The sequence below is a fragment of the Bacillus sp. iso_77 genome, assembly GCF_056173625.1.
Window position 1 is genome coordinate 2,472,887 of the sequence record NZ_CM149683.1, and the last position, 18,335, is coordinate 2,491,221.

The following is an 18,335-nucleotide window of genomic DNA, read 5'->3' on the forward strand; positions in this document are numbered from 1 at the left end:
ACAAAACAAGGCACGAGTCACTCGCGCCCTGTTTTATTATTATGCACCATATTAACGGTTTTCTACAAGAAAATCAATTGCTTTACGAACTTTTAAATCTTCTTTCATTGCTTCAGTAGAACCGATCGCTTGTTTGATATTTTCAACTGGCATGTTGTATGCTTCAGCCATTTTTGAAAGTTCTTCTTCCACTTCTTCATCAGACACTTGTAGGTCTTCTGCAGCAGCAATTGCTTCAAGAGTAAGATTAGATTTTACGCGTTTAGCAGCATCTTCTTTCATTTGCTCTTTTAGCGCATCTTCATCTTGTCCAGAGAACTGGAAGTAAAGCTCAAGGTTCATCCCTTGCATTTGAAGACGTTGTTCGAATTCTTTCATCATGCGGTCTAGCTCAGTGTCAACCATCGCTTGAGGAACGTCAACTTCCGCATTTTCAGAAGCTTTTGCTACTAACTCTTCACGAAGTTTGCCTTCTGCTTCGTTTTCTTTTGCTTCTTCAAGACGTTTCTTCGTTTTTTCAGTTAATTCAGCAATCGTTTCAACTTCTTCATCAACATCTTTAGCGAACTCATCGTCAAGTGCTGGAAGTTCTTTTGCTTTGATTTCATGAATTTTCACTTTGAATACAGCTGGTTTACCTGCAAGGTCTTCAGCATGATATTCTTCTGGGAATGTCACTTCAACGTCTTTTTCTGCCCCTGCTTCAAGACCAACCAATTGCTCTTCGAAACCAGGGATGAATGAACCAGAACCTACTTCAAGAGAGTAGTTCTCAGCTTTTCCGCCTTCGAATGCTTCTCCATCAACGAATCCTTCGAAATCTAGAACAACTGTATCGCCGTTTTCGATTGCGCCTTCTTCTTTGACAACAAGCTCAGCTTGACGGTTTTGCATAGCTTTTAACTCTTCTTGGACATCTTCATCAGATACAGATGTGTCGTCTTTTTCTACGTTAAGACCTTTGTAGTCACCAAGTTTTACTTCTGGCTTCACTGTTACTTTTGCAGTGAAGATTAAGCTTTCGCCTTTTTCGATTTTCTCAACATCGATTTCAGGGCGATCAACCGGCTCGATACCAGCTTCGTCGATTGCTTTCGGATATTCAACTGGAAGAAGAATATCTAGTGCATCTTGATAAAGAGATTCTACTCCAAAACGCTGCTCGAAAAGACCACGTGGTACTTTCCCTTTACGGAATCCAGGGATTGATACTTGCTTAACTACTTTCTTAAATGCATCATCAAGTGCTTTGTTAAATGTTTCAGCGTCAACTTCTACTGTTAAGACACCTTCGTTACCTTCTTGTTTTTCCCATTTTACTGACATGTGTGTTTCCCTCCAAAAATCTATTCAGATTGTGCGTTGTTACATTCTAAAGCATCATAAAGACTTCGTCCAATCAAAAACCACGCACTCCGCTAAAGAAGCGGTCTTATGTATACAACATTTGACTTGATTATACATAACGTCTTTCAACCGTTGGAATCTTACAACCGCACGATATATGCACAAATACAACCATTATATTATAACATAACAAGTCCGTCTTTCAACTAAATCGACAAATTACAAATAAGAAATTTCTTCAATATCTTTCAGCATTGTACAAGCTTCTCTCAGCTCTCGTTCGTTAAAATCATACAATAAATGCAATTCTTCGAGGTCAATCTCGATTCCATGCATTTCATAGCCGACTTTATGAAGTGCCGCAGCCCAAAGATTCGGATCCGTATATTTAGGAAGAAATGGATATAGCACAAATAAGTGCCGGCGCCATAACTCTTCAACTCCTTGGTAAAGGGTTGGGTTCTCATTGCCAAGTGTGTCATCGAGCTTTCGAAGGACTTGCTGAAGCAGTGGCATTTGCTCTGGCTTGACAGCCTCAGAAGGAACAAGCGTTAAAGAATCACCGAACTTCGTCACATGAACCGGCTTTGCCACATCATGATCTGACAGAAGTTGCAGGATCAATGATTTGACCAAAGGGTTTCCATCAGGCTTTTGTAGGATCGTATTTAATAGACCCATATGCGGCGTGATGTTTCGGTCTTTCAGCGAATGGATGAACTGCACCTGCTCTTCTGGCCGCTCGAGCATTTCATCTATATTGATTTCTCCGCTGCCTTCCTCGTCTTCGTCTAAAATCTCTTCTGGTGATTCAATCATCTTTCTGCTAAATTCAAGCAGCTTATAAAAATGCTCCGCGCTTTCTGCTGGAAGGTGATTTTCTTCAAGGACTGCCTCAATTGTTTGTTTGACTTCCTCGTACTCTTTCAGCTGAATTAAGATGGTCATATATACTTGAAGCACAGTGAAATAGTGGCCATATCCTTCATGTAGCATCTTTTCACAGACTCGCTTTGCATCCTGCAGCTCACCAAGCTCTAGAAAACAAATCGCCATACCGAGATGAATATCGGATTCTTCATCGTCATCATACGATTTCGCTTCTGAAAATAAGTGAAGCGCCTCTTGATACTGTTTATCTTTTAATGCTGCCATTCCTTTTTCAATCAGTCTTTCTTTCAGACCAGGAAACAAAATGACATTATCTTTCTTCTTGTCATGTTTCATGCTTACGTTCCTTTCGGGCGCATATTTTTTATCAGTTTACCAACGAAGGTTAGTAAACACAAGTAACGAGAGGTTTTCATGCAAAAAAGAAGCCGTCACACCACGGGGACGGCTTCTCGTTGTTTATGCACGCAGCCAGCTGCTACGTTTTTCTTCAAATGCTTGAATCTCATCTTCTAGTAACAATGTTAATGAAATCTCATCATAGCCATTCAGGAGCATTTCTCTCCAGTGTGGATCTACATCGAAAGGAGTAACATTCCCTTCATGGTCTTGAATCTGTTGTTTTTCCAGATCAACTGTCATTTCATATCCTTTGTTTTCATATGATGCAGCAAACGTTTTCCACACATCATAATCAAGGCGGATTGGAAGCATCCCGTTTTTAAAACAGTTTTGATGAAAAATATCGGCGAAAGATGGGGCAATGACAATTTTGAATCCATAATCATCAAGTGCCCAAGGCGCATGTTCCCTTGATGATCCGCAGCCAAAGTTTTCGCCTGCGATCAAAATAGAGGCTCCTTCATAAATCGGCTGATTGAGTTCAAAATCTGGATTCGGACTACCATCTGCCAAATATCGCCAGTCAAAAAAGGCAAATCGGCCATATCCTGTTCGTTCGATTCTTTTCAAAAATTGTTTCGGAATGATTTGATCTGTATCTACATTTATACGGTTAAGCACAGCGGCTTTTCCTTTATGAGTGACTAAAGGCTCCATCTATGACACAACTCCTTACACGACTGTTTTCTCTTGATTAAACTTCCTGACATCGACAAATCGGCCATGTATGGCAGCCATTGCAGCCATTGCCGGGCTGACAAGATGCGTTCTTGCACCCTTCCCTTGACGTCCCTCAAAGTTACGGTTTGATGTAGATGCACAGCGTTCACCTTCTGGCACCACATCGTTATTCATGCTGAGGCACATACTACAGCCAGATTCTCTCCATTCAAATCCTGCTTCTAGGAAAATTTTATGAAGACCTTCTTCTTCTGCTTGCAGTTTGACACTTTGTGAGCCGGGAACCACAATCGCTCTGACATGATCAGCTACTTTTTGTCCTTCAATCATAGAAGCGGCTTGGCGTAAATCAGTCATTCTTGAGTTCGTACATGAGCCAATAAACACATGCTCAATCGTAATATCTTCAATACGCTGATGCGGGTGAACCCCCATGTATTCATAAGCACGTTTTGCTTCTTTTTGGTCATCTTCTTGTGCAAAATCTTCAGGTCCTGGAATTGCTGCATCCACAGGGAGCACCATTCCTGGGTTAATTCCCCACGTGACCATTGGTGAAATATGATTTCCATCTAAAACAATGGTTTTATCATAGGTCGCACCCGGATCTGTTCTTAGTTCTTTCCATTCTTTTATCGCTGCTTCGAAATCTTCACCCTGCGGTGCGTATTTGCGTCCGCGGCAATATTCAAAGGTCACTTCATCAGGTGCGATCAATCCTGCTCTTGCGCCTGCTTCAATTGACATATTACAAACGGTCATCCGCTCATCCATTGACATGTTTCTGAATACTTCCCCAGTGTATTCAATGACATAACCTGAACCGAACTTCACGCCATGTGCGCCAATGACTGCTAAAATGACATCTTTGGCTGTTACCCCTTTTTGAAGCGTTCCGTCTACTCTAATTTCTAGTGTCTTCGGACGCTGCTGCCAAAGTGTTTGTGTGGAAAGCACATGCTCAACCTCACTTGTGCCAATCCCAAAGGCAAGTGCACCAAATGCGCCATGAGTAGATGTATGACTATCTCCACACACGATTGTTTTCCCCGGAAGTGTTAAACCAAGCTCTGGTCCAACGACATGAACGATTCCTTGGTCTACACTGTGAAGGTCAGCTAGACGGACCCCGAATTCAGCACAGTTGCGCTCTAGAGCACTGACTTGCTTCTTCGCAATCTCATCTTTGATCACAAATCGATTCACAGTCGGAATGTTATGATCCATCGTCGCAAATGTGTTTTGTGGTCTTCGCACCTTGCGCCCTTTTTGTCTTAATCCTTCAAATGCTTGAGGTGACGTCACCTCATGCACCAAGTGCAGATCAATATATAAAAGGTCTGGTTTTCCCTCGCCATTTTTGACAACATGCTGATCCCATATTTTTTCGATGATTGTTCGAGGCATAACCCTTTTTCCTCCCTCTACCTAATTCAACAAGATTTCTATTTATACAATGGTTTTCGTACGTTGTTTGAGTGCATCTACAACGGCTCGCGTGATATCATCAGTCGTTTCATACGTTCCCTCTTTTGCTGCTAGGTCCTTTGTTCGTTTGCCAGAGGCAAGAACGGCTTCCACAGCTGCTTCAATTGCAGCCGCTTCTTCTTCTAGAGCAAAGGATGTTCTAAGCAAGCTGGCTGCTGACAATATAGTAGCCAGAGGGTTTGCGACATTTTGCCCCGCAATATCGGGTGCTGAACCATGAATCGGCTCATATAAATGAAGGCCGGTGCTTGATAAACTAGCAGATGGCAGCATGCCGAGTGAGCCAGTAATCATAGATGCTTCGTCACTTAAAATGTCACCAAACATATTCTCTGTCACGATGACATCAAATTGAGCGGGCTTATAAATCAGCTGCATCGCGGCATTATCGACGAGCATGTGCTCATATGCGACATCTGGATACTGGGATGCAACTTCTTCTACCGCATCCCGCCATAGTTTACTCGAAGCGAGAACATTTGCTTTATCCACAGACGTTACTTTTTTCCGTCTCGTTAACGCCATGTCGAACGCTTCTTTTAATACACGAACAATCTCTTCCTTTGTATAAAGAAGTGTATCAACCGCAGCTTCTTTTCCTTCATCATCCGTGTAGCGCTCACTTGGTTCGCCAAAGTAGAGGCCTCCAGTTAATTCACGAACGATGACGAAATCTACTCCGCTAATGTGATCTTGTTTTAACGGTGAAGCCTCACTCAAGCTATCAAATACTTTGACAGGGCGGATGTTCGCAAATAAGTCCAGCTGCTTGCGAATGGAGAGCAAGCCTTTTTCTGGGCGAAGCTCTGGCGGGTTTTGATCCCACTTTGGTCCGCCAACGGCTCCTAATAAAATCGCATCTGCGCTTTTGCACACTTCTACTGTTTCTTTAGGGAGCGGATTGTTTTTTTCATCTATCGCTATACCGCCAATGAGAGCTGTTTCGAATTCAAATTCGTGTTGAAATTGAGCCGCTGTCTCTTTCAGGACAGCGACGGCTGATGTGACGACTTCCGGTCCGATTCCATCGCCGGGCAAAAGTGCAATTTTCTTTTTCATGAGTCCCTTCCTCCTTTCTTATGAGATGGCGTGATGTTTCTCAATTTCTATTAGGTTTGATTTAAAGATTAAATGTCTATTCACTGCATTGACGTAAGCTTTAGCCGATGCTTCCAGCACATCTTGCGCTACACCGCGTCCTGCTGTTTCTTTTCCTTCTATTGAAACAGTGACATATACTTCCGCTAGTGCGTCTCTGCCTTTTCCATTGGATTGAATACGATAATCTAGCAAATGAATTCTTTCCTCCATACAGCGCTCAAGCGTGTTGTACACAGCTTCTACACTGCCTGCACCTGTAGCTGCTTCTTGAATGACTTCCTGCGTTTCTTGATTTTTAAGAGAGACTGTTGCTGTCGGCATTTGCTCTGTCCCATAGTGAACTTGAAGACTTTCAAATTCATAGCCAATTTTACGGTCTGCTACTTTTTCTTCTAATATAATAGAGATTAAATCATCATCTGTGATTTCTTTCTTCTTCTCTGTTAAGTTCTTAAACGTTTCGAAGAACTTATTGATTTCTTCTTCAGTCAATTTAAAGCCGAGTGTTTTTAAGCGGTCTTTAAACGCGTGTCTTCCGGAGTGTTTACCAAGGACAAGCACATCTGTTGTGACGCCTACAAGCTCTGGAGAGATAATTTCATAGGTTGTTTTTTCTTTGAGGAATCCATCTTGGTGAATACCTGATTCATGGGCAAATGCATTGTTTCCAACGACTGCTTTATTACGCGGTACAATCATACCTGAGTATTTGCTCACTACATCACTTGTGCGCTTAATTTCATTCAACTGAATGGTTGATTCGACTTGGTAAAAGTCTTTGCGAATATGAAGGGCAACTGCAATTTCTTCTAAAGCAGCATTTCCTGCGCGCTCTCCAATACCGTTGACAGCTGTTTCAATTTGATCTGCTCCATTTTCAATGGCAGCAAGTGAGTTCGCTACAGCCATTCCTAAATCATCATGACAGTGTGCTGACAATATGACTTGATCGATATTTGGAACGTGTTCCTTCATATATTTAAAGATATTTCCGTACTCTTTTGGTGCTAGGTATCCAACAGTGTCAGGCAAGTTAATGACACTTGCGCCTGCGTCGATCACTTTTTCTACAATTTCTGCTAGGAAAGAAAGATCTGTCCGGCATGCATCTTCTGCTGACCACTGAACAACTGGGAAGCGCTCTTTCGCGTATTTCACCATTGAAACAGCTTGTTCAACCACTTCTTCACGTGTTTTCTTTAGCTTATGCTTGAGGTGAATGTCAGAAGTCGCAATAAAGACGTGTATTCTTGGTTGAGCTCCATCTTTTAATGCGTCCCATGCAGCATCAATGTCACCTTTCACACATCGTGCAAGTCCTGCAACTGAACAGTTCTTAATCGTTCTTGCAATTTCTTGTACGCCTAAGAAATCCCCTCGGGATGAAGCGGGAAAACCCGCTTCAATGATATTAACCCCAAGGCGCTCAAGCTGCTTAGCAATGATTAGCTTTTCTTGTGCATTTAAGTTCACTCCTGGTGATTGCTCTCCATCTCGAAGTGTTGTGTCAAAAAAATTAATTTTTCGCACCGACGCTCACCGCTTCCTTTTTCTTTCCTTGTTTAACGAAAGGCATCATTTCACGAAGCTTTCTTCCGACGATTTCAATTTGGTGCTCATTTTCATTTGCATTGATCGCATTGAAACGTGGACGATTCACTTGGTTTTCAACAATCCATTCTTTCGCGAATGTTCCGTTTTGGATGTCAGTCAAGACTGCTTTCATTGATTCTTTTACTTTTGCATCCACAACGCGTGGTCCTGATACGAAGTCACCCCACTGCGCTGTATCAGAGATGGAATATCTCATACCTTCTAATCCTTCTTCATACATAAGGTCAACGATCAATTTCAGTTCATGCAGACACTCGAAGTATGCAAGCTCCGGCTGATAACCAGCTTCTGTTAATGTTTCAAAACCTGCTTTTACTAATGAAGTAAGACCTCCACAAAGAACTGCCTGCTCACCGAATAGATCCGTTTCTGTTTCTTCTTTAAATGTTGTTTCAAGAACGCCCGCTCTTGCTCCGCCGATTGCTTTTGCATAAGCAAGTGCTTTGTCTTTCGCTTGACCTGATACATCTTGATAGATAGCAAATAGTGCAGGTACACCAGCGCCTTGCTCATATGTTCTTCTTACAAGATGTCCTGGACCTTTTGGAGCCACAAGATACACATCTACGTCACTTGGCGGAACAATTTGATGGAAGTGAACGTTGAATCCGTGTGCGAATACAAGTGAATTCCCTGCTTCTAATTGATCTTTGATTTCTTCATCATATACTTTCTTTTGCTGCTCATCTGGAAGTAATACCATGACGACATCTGCTTGGGCTGCTGCTTCTTTTACTGTGAATACTTGATGACCGTCTTCTTGTGCTTTTGTATAAGATCCGCCTTTTCTTACGCCGACAATGACATCTACGCCGCTCTCTTTTAAGTTCAATGCATGTGCATGACCTTGTGATCCGTAACCAATGATAGCTACCTTTTGACCGTTTAATACGTTTTCTTGAATATCACCGTTATAATATACTTTTACCATTTGACTCTCTCCTTTTGTTTAGACAATTGAAATTGTTTTATTTGTTTGCGGCTTTTGCTGATTATCTCTCGCAAAGGCCGTGGTGCCAGTTCTGGCGACTTCTTTAATGCCGTATGGCTTAAGTAATTCAATGAGTGCTTCAATTTTTGAAGACTCACCTGTCACCTGAATGACGACACTTTCTCTGCTCACATCTACAATAGAAGCCCTAAACGGTTCAATGACCCCCGTGATCTCCATTCTAGATGCTGGTGCAGATACGACTTTTATCAAAGCCAGCTCTCGCTGAACGATTGATTGGTTTGTAATATCCGTTACTTTGAGGACATCGATTTGTTTGTTCAGCTGTTTTGTCAGCTGTTCGATGTCTTTCTCCTGGTCTACATGGACGACGAACGTGATGCGTGATACATCTTGAATCTCAGAATGGCCGACCGTAATGCTTTCAATGTTGTAGTGTCTTTTGGTAAAAAGGCCTGTGATTCTGTTCAGTACGCCTGATCGATTTAATACAGTCAACACAATAATTCTTTTCAAGGTTTCACCCCCACCATCTCATGAAGTCCTTTCCCCGGTGCTACCATCGGGAATACTTTCTCATCTCTCGCTACATTGACATCGATGAAAACAGGCTCTCTAGACGTTAATGCTTCTTCTAGCTTTTCTTGCGCCTCTTCGTCTGATGAGATTCTGATCCCTTTAATGCCATAAGCTTCAGATAATTTCACGAAGTCTGGCTGCTCTGAAAATTTAGAATGCGAGTAGCGTTCTTCGTAAAAAATTTCTTGCCATTGTCTTACCATTCCAAGACTGTGATTATTGAGAACAATCACTTTCACTGGAAGGTTCAGCTCACGGATAACGGCAAGTTCTTGCAGGGTCATTTGGAAACCTCCGTCTCCTAAAATCGCTACAACCGTTGCCTCTTGATCAGCTAGCTGCGCGCCAATCGCTGCCGGTAAACCAAATCCCATTGTGCCAAGCCCACCAGATGTCACCCATTTATCGGCATTTTCGAATGGATAGAACTGTGCAGCCCACATTTGGTGCTGTCCGACATCAGTTGCCACAATGGCTTCACCTTTTGTAAATTGATGAATGTATTCGATCAGCTTTTGAGGCTTAAAGCCTTCAGCTTCGTTTTCGACATACCAGAGTGGATATTCTTCCTTCCACTGATTTAGCTGGCTCTTCCACTCGTCTGATTCACCTTGTTTCCCGTCCTGCTTGATCAGTTCTTGAAGCACTAGCTTACTGTCACCAACAACTGGGATATGGGTGTGAATGTTTTTACCAATTTCCGCTGGGTCGATGTCAATATGAGCCACCTTCGCATGCTTTGCAAAATGATTGAGGTTGCCGGTTACCCTGTCATCAAATCTCGCTCCGATTGAAATGAGTAAGTCACATTGATGTAGTGCCATGTTCGCTGCATATGTGCCGTGCATACCCGCCATTCCTAGGAAAAGAGGGTGCTTCGCTGGGAATCCACCAAGCCCAAGCAATGTATGAGCGACAGGGATTTGCTGCTGCTCTACATATTGCCTTAATTCTTCCGACGCTTTGCCGTGAAGAACGCCAGCTCCTGCTAGAATAACTGGTTTCTTTGCTCTGCTTACAGCTTCTACTAACTTGCGAATTTGCAAATAATTCGGCTCAATTTTCGGCTGATAACCAGGCAAGTCGATTGGCTGATCGTATTCAAATGTCCCTTCAATGCCAGCGACATCTTTTGGAATATCAATCAAGACTGGACCAGGTCTGCCGGTTGTTGCGATGTGAAATGCCTCTTTAATGACACCCGGTAACTCTTCTGGACGTCTCACTTGATAGCTGTGTTTTGTGATTGGCATTGTGATACCAAGTACATCTGCTTCTTGGAAAGCATCTGATCCAATGACTGAGGTTGCCACCTGTCCAGTGAAGATAACCATAGGTAGTGAATCAATCATCGCATCCGCAATTCCTGTGACTAGGTTGGTTGCCCCCGGTCCTGATGTGGCAATAACAACGCCTGGTTTACCAGATACTCTTGCGTATCCCTCCGCTGCGTGAATCGCTCCTTGCTCATGTCTTGGCAGGACATGAAATAAACCAGAATCGTAAATTTTATCGTAGATCGGTAAAACAGCTCCGCCAGGATAACCAAAAATGACTTCTACTTTTTCTCTTTTGAGTGCTTCAATTAACATGAGTGCACCGTTCATCGTTTGTGGTGCATTTGATTTTTCCGTCTCCATTTGTACATTTGTCCCCATTTGATTTCCTCCTCTTTGTCTTGCTTCAGTCAAGTCCTTTCACCCTTTTCCATTCAAGATAGAGATATGAGACCATATAAAAAAGCCTTCTCACCCCACAATGACACTACTTTTCACTAGGTCAAAGGGGCGAAAAAGCTTTGTTTTTCGCGGTACCACCCTTGTTCACGGCAAATCATGCTGCCGTCTCATGGACATCTTTCATCCATTTTGGTAACGAGTGATGCAATGTCACTCGGTCTGCCCTACTATCTTTTCAAGCAGACACTCAGAGGTGAGTTCACTTTAGAAAGTAACACCGGTTTCCAGCTAGCACCGGCTCTCTGTAGATACTGACTCTAAAGCTACTAGTCCTCTTCAACGTTTATCGATATCTATTTAGCTTGCGTGAATGTTTTCATCGGTAAAGACTACTTTTTCTCCTTCTTCAACGACTCGCTTGCGGAATTGTTCAAGAAGTTTGTTTGTGTGGAACCCTGGTTTTCCTTCGCCAATGATACGGCCGTCAACTTTTACAACAGCGATGACTTCGGCAGCAGTTCCTGTCAGGAAGACTTCTTCAGCTGTATACACATCATGTCTTGTGAAAGGTTCTTCTTTCACTTCGTAGCCTAAGTCTTCTGCAATCTCCATGATGGCATTTCTTGTGATGCCTTCAAGAGCGCCGATATAACCTGGCGGTGTATAGAGCTTACCTTTTTTATAAATAAACACATTGTCTGCAGAACCTTCTGCCACGTACCCTTGATCGTTCAGCATGAGCGCTTCACTGACACCGGCCATATGGGCTTCGATTCGGACAAGGATGTTATTCAAATAGTTTAATGATTTCACTTTTGGACTTAGTACGTCTGGACGATTTCGCCTTGTCGGTACTGTCACAATATCAATACCTGTTTCATATAGGTGCTTTGGAAAGATGGCCAGCGGCTCTACAATGATCACTGTGTTGGCTCTCCCACAGTTGTTTGGATCTAAGCCAAGATCACCGGCTCCTCTTGAGACAACAAGGCGGATATAGGCATCTTTTAGGCCGTTCCTTTCAACTGTATGAATCATTTTTTCAGTGAGCTCCTCAAGTGAATATGGAATGTTCAGCATAATCGATCTAGCGGAATCATACAGGCGGTCTAAATGTTCTTTCATTCGAAAGATATTTCCGTTATATACACGTATTCCTTCGAACACACCGTCACCATATAAGAAGCCATGATCATAAACTGAAATTTTCGCATCCTCTTTTTTCACGAGTTCATCGTTTAAAAAGATCCACTGTTCCTTTTGGTCTTCCATCTTCAGTGAGCACCCTCTCTTTCAAACAAAAAGTAGTTGAATTTTCAGACACTTTATATTGAAGTGTCTCACGCTTACTCTGCGTGTCTGTTTGCTTTTGTTGAACCCATCTTACGCCGCTTTCCATACAGTGTCAACAGCATTTTTAAAATTATTAGACAATTTAGACTAATCAAAATAAAATGTATACGCTTACACCTTTGCTAGACAAGGAATGAAAAAACTTAAAATTTTTTGTATTTTTTCTTCAATTTATTTACTCTACATGAACGGTTTTCTTTTGAACAAGCTTTTGTGAGATTTTTTCACACGGTTTTTGAAGAATATTGTGAGATTTCATTGCGTTTGTTTTTTCCTTCAGCATGCCTTTCTAAAGCGTTTTCCTATGAATTTATGATAGAATGAGAGCATCTAATAGAAGGAGGGCAATACATGGCTAACATCAGAGGTTATATCGGAACGTATACAAAGGGAGACAGCAAAGGAATCTATTCTTTTACTTTAAATACGGACAAGCAGCAGATTGAACAAGTAGAAGTGGCTGCAGAACTTGAAAATCCTACATATTTAACTGTCTCAGATTCTCAAAAGTTTGTGTATGCTGTTGTGAAAGAAGGAGCACAGGGCGGTCTTGCTGCGTATCAAATTGATGCCGACACCGGCGCACTTCGTTTCATCAACCAAGAGCTTGCCGATGGGGCTTCTCCTTGTCACGTCAGCGTGGACAGCCAAACGAAAACGGCGTTTACAGCAAACTATCATAAAGGAACAGCAGAGATGTATGAAATCGATGCTGAAAATGGCTCAGTGATCCGCACGCTATCACAGGCGCAACATGAAGGCACTGGACCAAACGAAGACCGTCAAGAAAAACCGCACACTCACTTTATGGGTTTGACACCTGATGAACAATTTGCAGTAGCTGTTGACCTTGGAACAGACGGAATTTATACGTATAAGAAAGAAAACGGCAAACTTGAGCTTGCCCATACATTTGAAACAAAACCAGGCAGCGGCCCTCGTCATATCACATTCCACCCAACGAAACCTGTGGCCTATGTGATGACAGAGCTCAGCTCAGAGGTCATTGTACTTCGTTACTTTGAAGATGGTCATTTCGAAGAGATCCAAACGATCGCAACCATTCCTAATGACTTCACAGAGAATAATCAAGGCAGCGCCATTCATGTGTCTTCTGACGGTCAATTTGTGTATGCAGGAAATCGTGGACATGACAGCATTGCCATTTTCAAAGCAGATCATGATGGCAAACTAAGCCTTGTCGACATTGCTTCTTCTGAAGGAAATTGGCCTAGAGACTTTGTCCTTGATCCAACAGAAGAATTTCTCGTCGGCTCAAACCAAGAATCTAGCAACCTTGTGTTATACAAACGTGACAAAGAAACCGGTCGACTCACTGTCTTACAATCAGACATCACCGTTCCGCATCCGGTTTGCGTGAAATTTTTAGGACAATGAAAAAAGCCTCCGTTTAGGAGGCAATAGATTGTTGACAAAGGGCTAAAATGAACTTTATTTTAGCCCTTTGTCTTTTTTTCAGCGTAGTTGAAAACCCTTGAAGTCTAGGAAGAACGAGCACCGGAGCGGAGCGAATTTGACATTCGTGAGCACCGAAGCACAGGACTGACAAAGAATGCGAGGGTTTGTCTACACGCTGAAGCCTCCGTTTAGGAGCCTTTTCTTTAAGCAGACGGCATACCGCCATCTTCAAGCTTTTGATCAATGAAAGACGTATCGCTTTTTTCACCGAACCATTTTCCCAGCCAGTCTTTTGCTTTTCCTTTGACATCGTCATCAATGTACATTGCGACTTGAAGCAGAGCAAATGTGATGGCGCCTAGATCATCTGTGTAGCCGATCCCCACCAATGTATCAGGGATTAGGTCAATCGGAAGGATAAAATACCCTAGCGCCCCAATGATGAGGGTCTTCGCTTTAACCGGTACTTCGGGTTTTTGCAATGTATAATAAAGTAATAACACAGCATAGACAAGAGAAACTCCAGCTTTTTGTGCCGTCTTTTTTAACTTTTCCCAAAAGGCATGATCATTAAAATGCTTCTTTGAATGCTTTAATAGTTCTTTTTTCTCAGAACGATTCATCGTATCGCCTCCATATTCAGCATAGCCCTTCCACCTTATTTATACAAGAAATCCACTCATTCGACAAACAAAAAGCAGCAGAAAGCTGCTGCAATCTACTGCTCTTTGTAAAACTTTTCGATCGCCTTATCGATGTATACCCATCCTTTATACGACACATGAATCGTATCCTTAAAGAAATATGGGTCATACTCATGCGAAGTCAAATCTGCGACTTCATACCCATTATCTCGAATTTGACGATTGATTTTTTGATAATAATCTGTACGCCCCTCTTTCGGAAAACCAGTGTAATCATACCATTTTCCGTTGACGGGAATCGTCACAAATAAAGGCTTCGCCCCTGCCTGTTTTAAAATATCCAGCATGATCTGGAAATCTTTATATTCAGGTGATGCTGCATAAGAATTGTCACGACGAGAATCCTTCATCTTTTTCATGATCGGCTTCAGCTTACGATCAAACAGTCTCTGATCAATATAAAACGGGTTGTCCCCTGCTTTTTCGGATCCTAAGACGCTCGCTTCTTTTTCAAGCTCAGTCCATGTTTTCCCTTTCACTGAAGGAGACGGACGATGCTTGCGCTCATGCCCAGACCCGATCGTATAGTACATGTCTTTCTTTTGAAGCATGCCATAATACATTTTTGCAATAGGAGAAATCGCGCCATAAGCGAATTTGTTCCCAGAAAGCTCTGCTTTAAAAAGCTCTGTGATGACCATGTCGTTCTTTACTGCCTTAAACTTCATGATTCTTTTGATGAGCTTTTTTTTCACAGCTGGATCAATTTCTTTATTATAAGCAAGATCAAGCGCCTGAAGCGCTGAATAGTTAGGAGCAAAGTGATTCTCGTCTGATCCCCCTTTGACAAACCACTGCGGGGACACGATAAACACAAGCTTTTTCCCTTTTAATTCATTCATATGCGCTGCAAAGTTCATGGCATGAATTAATGATTGCGATCCACCTTTTCCAACAAGATAAGGTGTAAACCCTTGAGGATTTTCATGAAAGAAATTCGAAGGGTGATATGGATCAAAACGGGATAGTTCAGAAGATCCATAGATCGGCAAATAAGTTGGATCTTTTAGCATTTCATCTTGTAAATAAAGCCCTTGGAACATCCCTGGATCTAATTCTGTGGCTGACTTTTGTAATTTGTCTTTTGGGATCAGATGTGAGAGCCATGCATTTGGTACAAGAAGAACACCAATGAATAGAACAGCCGCTAAAATAAGCGGCCCAAAAAAACGCTTTTTCATTACTTCATCTCTGCCAGCTGCTCAGCAATGTGATTCGGTGTATCCCACACATCACGATCAAACTCTGTAATCGGAACAGTAATTCCAAGTTGACTTTCAATTGCCATAAGTAGTTCTACTGTACCAAATGAATCTAGAAGACCTTCGTCAAAAATTGCAATCTCTGGATTTTCTTTCACAACGTCGTCCTGACAAACCTCTGCAATAATACCGTATACTTGATTTTTAAATTCCATAATTTTCTACTCCCTTAATCATTAATGATGAAATGGTTTTCCTGAAAAAATATAAAATCCGAAACAAATCACATGGAATGTAATAATGATCGACACAACCATTGTGACCTTATTATCCGGCCACCACTTGTGCTTTTTATTCCACTTCTCAAATAAATTGTAACCGGACATCACAACTGCATGGTATAGTCCGTAAATAATGTATTGAAGGGCGAGACCATGCCAAGCACCCATCAATAGAAAGAGGACAAAGTACCCAATATTTGATACAGCCATGCGGTTCTTGATCCACTTCTTTTTTGTCATAAAGAACACAAATCTCATAAACACGTAATCTCTGAACCAGAAGGATAGCGACATGTGCCAGCGATTCCAGAAGTCTTTAATATTCCGGCTGATAAACGGTTTGTTAAAGTTTTCTGGTGATTTAATGCCCATGATATAACTCACACCTACAGCAAATGCTGTATATCCAGCAAAGTCAAAGAACAAATACATACTGTACGCATACATATACGTTAACTGTTGAACAAAGTGACTGCTACTAATGTGATGAATATTCATGAGAATATATGTGTGAATGAGATAACCAATAATGAACTTATATAAGAACCCAATAAAAATTTTATGAATCCCTGCATATAGAAGGTCACTGTACGCTTCTTTTTCAGGCGGTGTATCCATATCCTTTTCAAAACGGCGATAACGATCGATCGGACCTGATGAAATCGTCGGGAAAAAGACGATGAAATAGACCAAACGGTGAATCGGGATTTTCTTTTTAATCAAGCCGTCTCTTGTCTCGATAACTAACTGAACACCTTTAAATGTTAAGTACGAGATCCCCAAAAAGCTCAGCCAGTTCATTGGCGGCGGTTGGTGCGGCTGATGAGTTAAAAAGAACGGTAAAATCTTTGATAGCACAAGCGGCAAAATCGATGCCACCACTGCCATATAGAAGACAGACGCACGGTTCGCCTTCAGCCGGTACGCAAGGTATAGGCGGATGATCAAGACTTGCCACACTGTAAACAAGAACAGCAGCAATGCGCCATGTGCATCCTTTGAGAAAATAAGCGCGAGTGCCACAACCGTTGCAAACATGTTGTAGCCCTGCATTCTTTTGCCGCGAAGACCAAGAATCATCGTCGGCAGAAGAAGAATACCAATTAGAATGAAGAAAAAGAATGAACTAAACGGAATCATAGAAGAACCTCTTTCGCGATTCTTTTACGATCAACCTTCCCGTTTGGCGTCATGTACAGCTGCTCAAGATAGACAAACTTTCTTGGAATCATGTACGCAGGAAGTGAATCCGCCATTTCTTTCTTAATTGCACTTGTCAGCTGATATTCTTTTTCAAAAGAATGCTCAGTTGGGACAATTACTGCAATTAAGTAGTCCACATGCCCGTTCGGCTGAAACGGCACAATCACACAAGCATTGACATAGGTTGTCTCGCTCACATGATATTCAATTTCTTCAAGCTCCATTCGGTATCCATGCAGCTTAATTTGATAGTCCAGACGACCATGGCACGTAATCAAACCATCCTGCGCCACACCTGCATCACCCGTGCGGTAAGCAGGGCGTCCTTCGTATTCAAAGAACACTTTATCCGTTAAAGCCTGTTCACCTAAGTAGCCTCTCGTGACGCTTGGCCCCACGATAACAATTTCTCCTTTTTCCCCATCAGGGAGTGTCTTGCCTTCTTCATCTAATATGACGATTTCTGTATCCGGTTTGGCATAACCCACTGGCAAAGAATCGTGCTGATCAAGAATGGCCTGCGTGACTTCAATCGATGTGATCGCAACAGTTGCTTCAGTTGGACCATACGTATTAAAGACCTGCGCTTTAGGAAAACGCTCAAGAAGTGCACTTGCTACAGATACAGGAAGCGCCTCACCGCAGAAAAGGAAAACGTTTAGTTTTGGTAATAGCTCCCCTGTAAAGGAAGGGTCCATTAAACACATTTGCACAAAGGAAGGTGTGGATGTCCACACTTCAACGTCAGATTGACCAAGCGCTGCAAACATATCCTTCGGCTTATTCACAAGATCTTTCACTAAACAGTAAAGCGTTCCGCCTGATTGAAGCGCTGGATAGAGATCCATCACTGATAAGTCAAAAGAAAACGGCGCTTGATTTAAGAACGTGCGTCCCTCGCCGATTGGGAAGTCGCTGCACATCCACCCTGTAAAGCTTTCTAAATTGCTGGCTGTTACCTGAACGCCTTTCGGTTTTCCGGTACTGCCAGACGTATAAATAATGTAGAAAACATCATCTTGTTGAACCCACTGCGTGGATGGCGGTGCTTCTTTTTCAAGTGCTAAAAGCGATGCCGCACTCTTCACTTCAATGTGTTCTTCTACATCTAATACATTCTGCTCATTTGCACATATCAATAGACTGGCTTTTGAGCTTTCAATGATTGAGACGATGCGCTCGGTAGGGATTGAGATGTCGACCGGTATATAAGGTCTGCCTGATTTCACACTGCCTAAGAAAGAAATCAGCATCTCTGGCTCCATATGACCGTAGACAATGACAGGTTCACTGCCAGCTGCGACTGCATCGATCGCACCAGCCATTTGGTCTGATAGACGCCAAAGCTCATCATATGTGATCGAAGCATGTTGAGAAACAAATGCTGGCTGTGTCGGTTTCGTTTGTTGGTATTCATGAATCGTGTGTAATAGTTTCAT

Annotated in this window: 16 protein-coding genes and 1 other annotated feature; of the genes, 1 reads left to right on the forward strand and 15 read right to left on the reverse strand. The window is 42.3% G+C overall.

Translation table 11 applies throughout. The features are described from left to right. Positions 1–51: 51 nt before the first annotated feature. From tig to ilvE, 10 genes are all read right to left on the reverse strand, one after another. On the reverse strand, positions 52–1,326 hold the full coding sequence (gene tig / locus AC0VYC_RS12710; RefSeq protein WP_017358146.1) for a trigger factor: 1,275 nt from the start codon (positions 1,324–1,326) through the stop codon (positions 52–54). Between the two features lie 240 nt (positions 1,327–1,566). Beyond that, complete coding sequence (ddcA, locus tag AC0VYC_RS12715; protein ID WP_008342841.1) at positions 1,567–2,574, reverse strand: DNA damage checkpoint antagonist DdcA; 1,008 nt, start codon at positions 2,572–2,574, stop codon at positions 1,567–1,569. Positions 2,575–2,697: 123 nt separating this feature from the next. Then, positions 2,698–3,297 (reverse strand): 3-isopropylmalate dehydratase small subunit, encoded by a 600-nt coding sequence (gene leuD, locus AC0VYC_RS12720; RefSeq protein WP_008342843.1) that lies wholly within the window; start codon positions 3,295–3,297, stop codon positions 2,698–2,700. A 15-nt stretch (positions 3,298–3,312) separates the two neighbouring features. Continuing rightward, a complete protein-coding gene (leuC, locus tag AC0VYC_RS12725) occupies positions 3,313–4,728 on the reverse strand; it encodes a 3-isopropylmalate dehydratase large subunit (protein ID WP_041090960.1) in 1,416 nt (471 codons plus the stop codon). A gap of 42 nt (positions 4,729–4,770) precedes the next feature. Continuing rightward, entirely contained in the window at positions 4,771–5,868 is a 1,098-nt protein-coding gene (gene leuB, locus AC0VYC_RS12730; RefSeq protein ID WP_475388598.1) for a 3-isopropylmalate dehydrogenase, read from the reverse strand. An 18-nt stretch (positions 5,869–5,886) separates the two neighbouring features. After that, positions 5,887–7,440 carry a 2-isopropylmalate synthase gene (locus tag AC0VYC_RS12735; protein WP_008342850.1) on the reverse strand — a complete coding sequence of 518 codons (1,554 nt, stop codon included), beginning with the start codon at positions 7,438–7,440 and terminating at the stop codon, positions 5,887–5,889. After that, a complete protein-coding gene (gene ilvC / locus AC0VYC_RS12740) occupies positions 7,427–8,455 on the reverse strand; it encodes a ketol-acid reductoisomerase (protein ID WP_007501581.1) in 1,029 nt (342 codons plus the stop codon). Before ilvC ends, AC0VYC_RS12735 begins: the two co-directional genes overlap by 14 nt. An 18-nt stretch (positions 8,456–8,473) precedes the next feature. Beyond that, a complete protein-coding gene (ilvN, locus tag AC0VYC_RS12745; RefSeq protein WP_007501584.1) occupies positions 8,474–8,992 on the reverse strand; it encodes an acetolactate synthase small subunit in 519 nt (172 codons plus the stop codon). Beyond that, positions 8,989–10,713, reverse strand: a complete 1,725-nt coding sequence (ilvB, locus tag AC0VYC_RS12750) for an acetolactate synthase large subunit (protein WP_008342854.1) — start codon at positions 10,711–10,713, stop codon at positions 8,989–8,991. Before ilvB ends, ilvN begins: the two co-directional genes overlap by 4 nt. Positions 10,714–10,835: 122 nt before the next feature. Continuing rightward, positions 10,836–11,083 (reverse strand) — a binding site (T-box leader). A gap of 8 nt (positions 11,084–11,091) precedes the next feature. Beyond that, positions 11,092–12,006 (reverse strand): branched-chain-amino-acid transaminase, encoded by a 915-nt coding sequence (gene ilvE, locus AC0VYC_RS12755; protein WP_008342856.1) that lies wholly within the window; start codon positions 12,004–12,006, stop codon positions 11,092–11,094. Between the two features lie 432 nt (positions 12,007–12,438). Here ilvE and AC0VYC_RS12760 point away from each other — a divergent pair, with 432 nt between their 5' ends. Beyond that, positions 12,439–13,485 carry a lactonase family protein gene (locus AC0VYC_RS12760; protein WP_475388601.1) on the forward strand — a complete coding sequence of 349 codons (1,047 nt, stop codon included), beginning with the start codon at positions 12,439–12,441 and terminating at the stop codon, positions 13,483–13,485. 224 nt (positions 13,486–13,709) lie between these two features. On the opposite strand, the gene AC0VYC_RS12765 is transcribed toward AC0VYC_RS12760, so the two are convergent. From AC0VYC_RS12765 to dltA, 5 genes are all read right to left on the reverse strand, one after another. Beyond that, positions 13,710–14,129, reverse strand: a complete 420-nt coding sequence (locus AC0VYC_RS12765) for a YkvA family protein (RefSeq protein WP_475388603.1) — start codon at positions 14,127–14,129, stop codon at positions 13,710–13,712. Positions 14,130–14,224: 95 nt separating this feature from the next. Next, a complete protein-coding gene (gene dltD, locus AC0VYC_RS12770) occupies positions 14,225–15,391 on the reverse strand; it encodes a D-alanyl-lipoteichoic acid biosynthesis protein DltD (protein ID WP_048002087.1) in 1,167 nt (388 codons plus the stop codon). Next, on the reverse strand, positions 15,391–15,627 hold the full coding sequence (dltC, locus tag AC0VYC_RS12775) for a D-alanine--poly(phosphoribitol) ligase subunit 2 (protein ID WP_003216498.1): 237 nt from the start codon (positions 15,625–15,627) through the stop codon (positions 15,391–15,393). The genes dltD and dltC overlap by 1 nt, the downstream gene beginning before the upstream one ends. 21 nt (positions 15,628–15,648) lie before the next feature. Beyond that, positions 15,649–16,833: a D-alanyl-lipoteichoic acid biosynthesis protein DltB gene (gene dltB, locus AC0VYC_RS12780; protein ID WP_475388606.1), complete on the reverse strand. Its 1,185-nt coding sequence runs from the start codon at positions 16,831–16,833 to the stop codon at positions 15,649–15,651. After that, positions 16,830–18,335: a D-alanine--poly(phosphoribitol) ligase subunit DltA gene (gene dltA, locus AC0VYC_RS12785; protein ID WP_475388608.1), complete on the reverse strand. Its 1,506-nt coding sequence runs from the start codon at positions 18,333–18,335 to the stop codon at positions 16,830–16,832. The genes dltB and dltA overlap by 4 nt, the downstream gene beginning before the upstream one ends.

Coding starts and splice junctions, on each gene's coding strand:
- ilvB (WP_008342854.1), bottom strand. CDS start 10,713: ATGGGGACAAATGTACAAATGGAGACGGAAAAATCAAATGCACCACAA.
- leuC (WP_041090960.1), bottom strand. CDS start 4,728: ATGCCTCGAACAATCATCGAAAAAATATGGGATCAGCATGTTGTCAAA.
- leuB (WP_475388598.1), bottom strand. CDS start 5,868: ATGAAAAAGAAAATTGCACTTTTGCCCGGCGATGGAATCGGACCGGAA.
- ddcA (WP_008342841.1), bottom strand. CDS start 2,574: ATGAAACATGACAAGAAGAAAGATAATGTCATTTTGTTTCCTGGTCTG.
- leuD (WP_008342843.1), bottom strand. CDS start 3,297: ATGGAGCCTTTAGTCACTCATAAAGGAAAAGCCGCTGTGCTTAACCGT.
- AC0VYC_RS12765 (WP_475388603.1), bottom strand. CDS start 14,129: ATGAATCGTTCTGAGAAAAAAGAACTATTAAAGCATTCAAAGAAGCAT.
- dltD (WP_048002087.1), bottom strand. CDS start 15,391: ATGAAAAAGCGTTTTTTTGGGCCGCTTATTTTAGCGGCTGTTCTATTC.
- dltC (WP_003216498.1), bottom strand. CDS start 15,627: ATGGAATTTAAAAATCAAGTATACGGTATTATTGCAGAGGTTTGTCAG.
- dltA (WP_475388608.1), bottom strand. CDS start 18,335: ATGAAACTATTACACACGATTCATGAATACCAACAAACGAAACCGACA.
- ilvC (WP_007501581.1), bottom strand. CDS start 8,455: ATGGTAAAAGTATATTATAACGGTGATATTCAAGAAAACGTATTAAAC.
- tig (WP_017358146.1), bottom strand. CDS start 1,326: ATGTCAGTAAAATGGGAAAAACAAGAAGGTAACGAAGGTGTCTTAACA.
- AC0VYC_RS12760 (WP_475388601.1), top strand. CDS start 12,439: ATGGCTAACATCAGAGGTTATATCGGAACGTATACAAAGGGAGACAGC.
- dltB (WP_475388606.1), bottom strand. CDS start 16,833: ATGATTCCGTTTAGTTCATTCTTTTTCTTCATTCTAATTGGTATTCTT.
- ilvE (WP_008342856.1), bottom strand. CDS start 12,006: ATGGAAGACCAAAAGGAACAGTGGATCTTTTTAAACGATGAACTCGTG.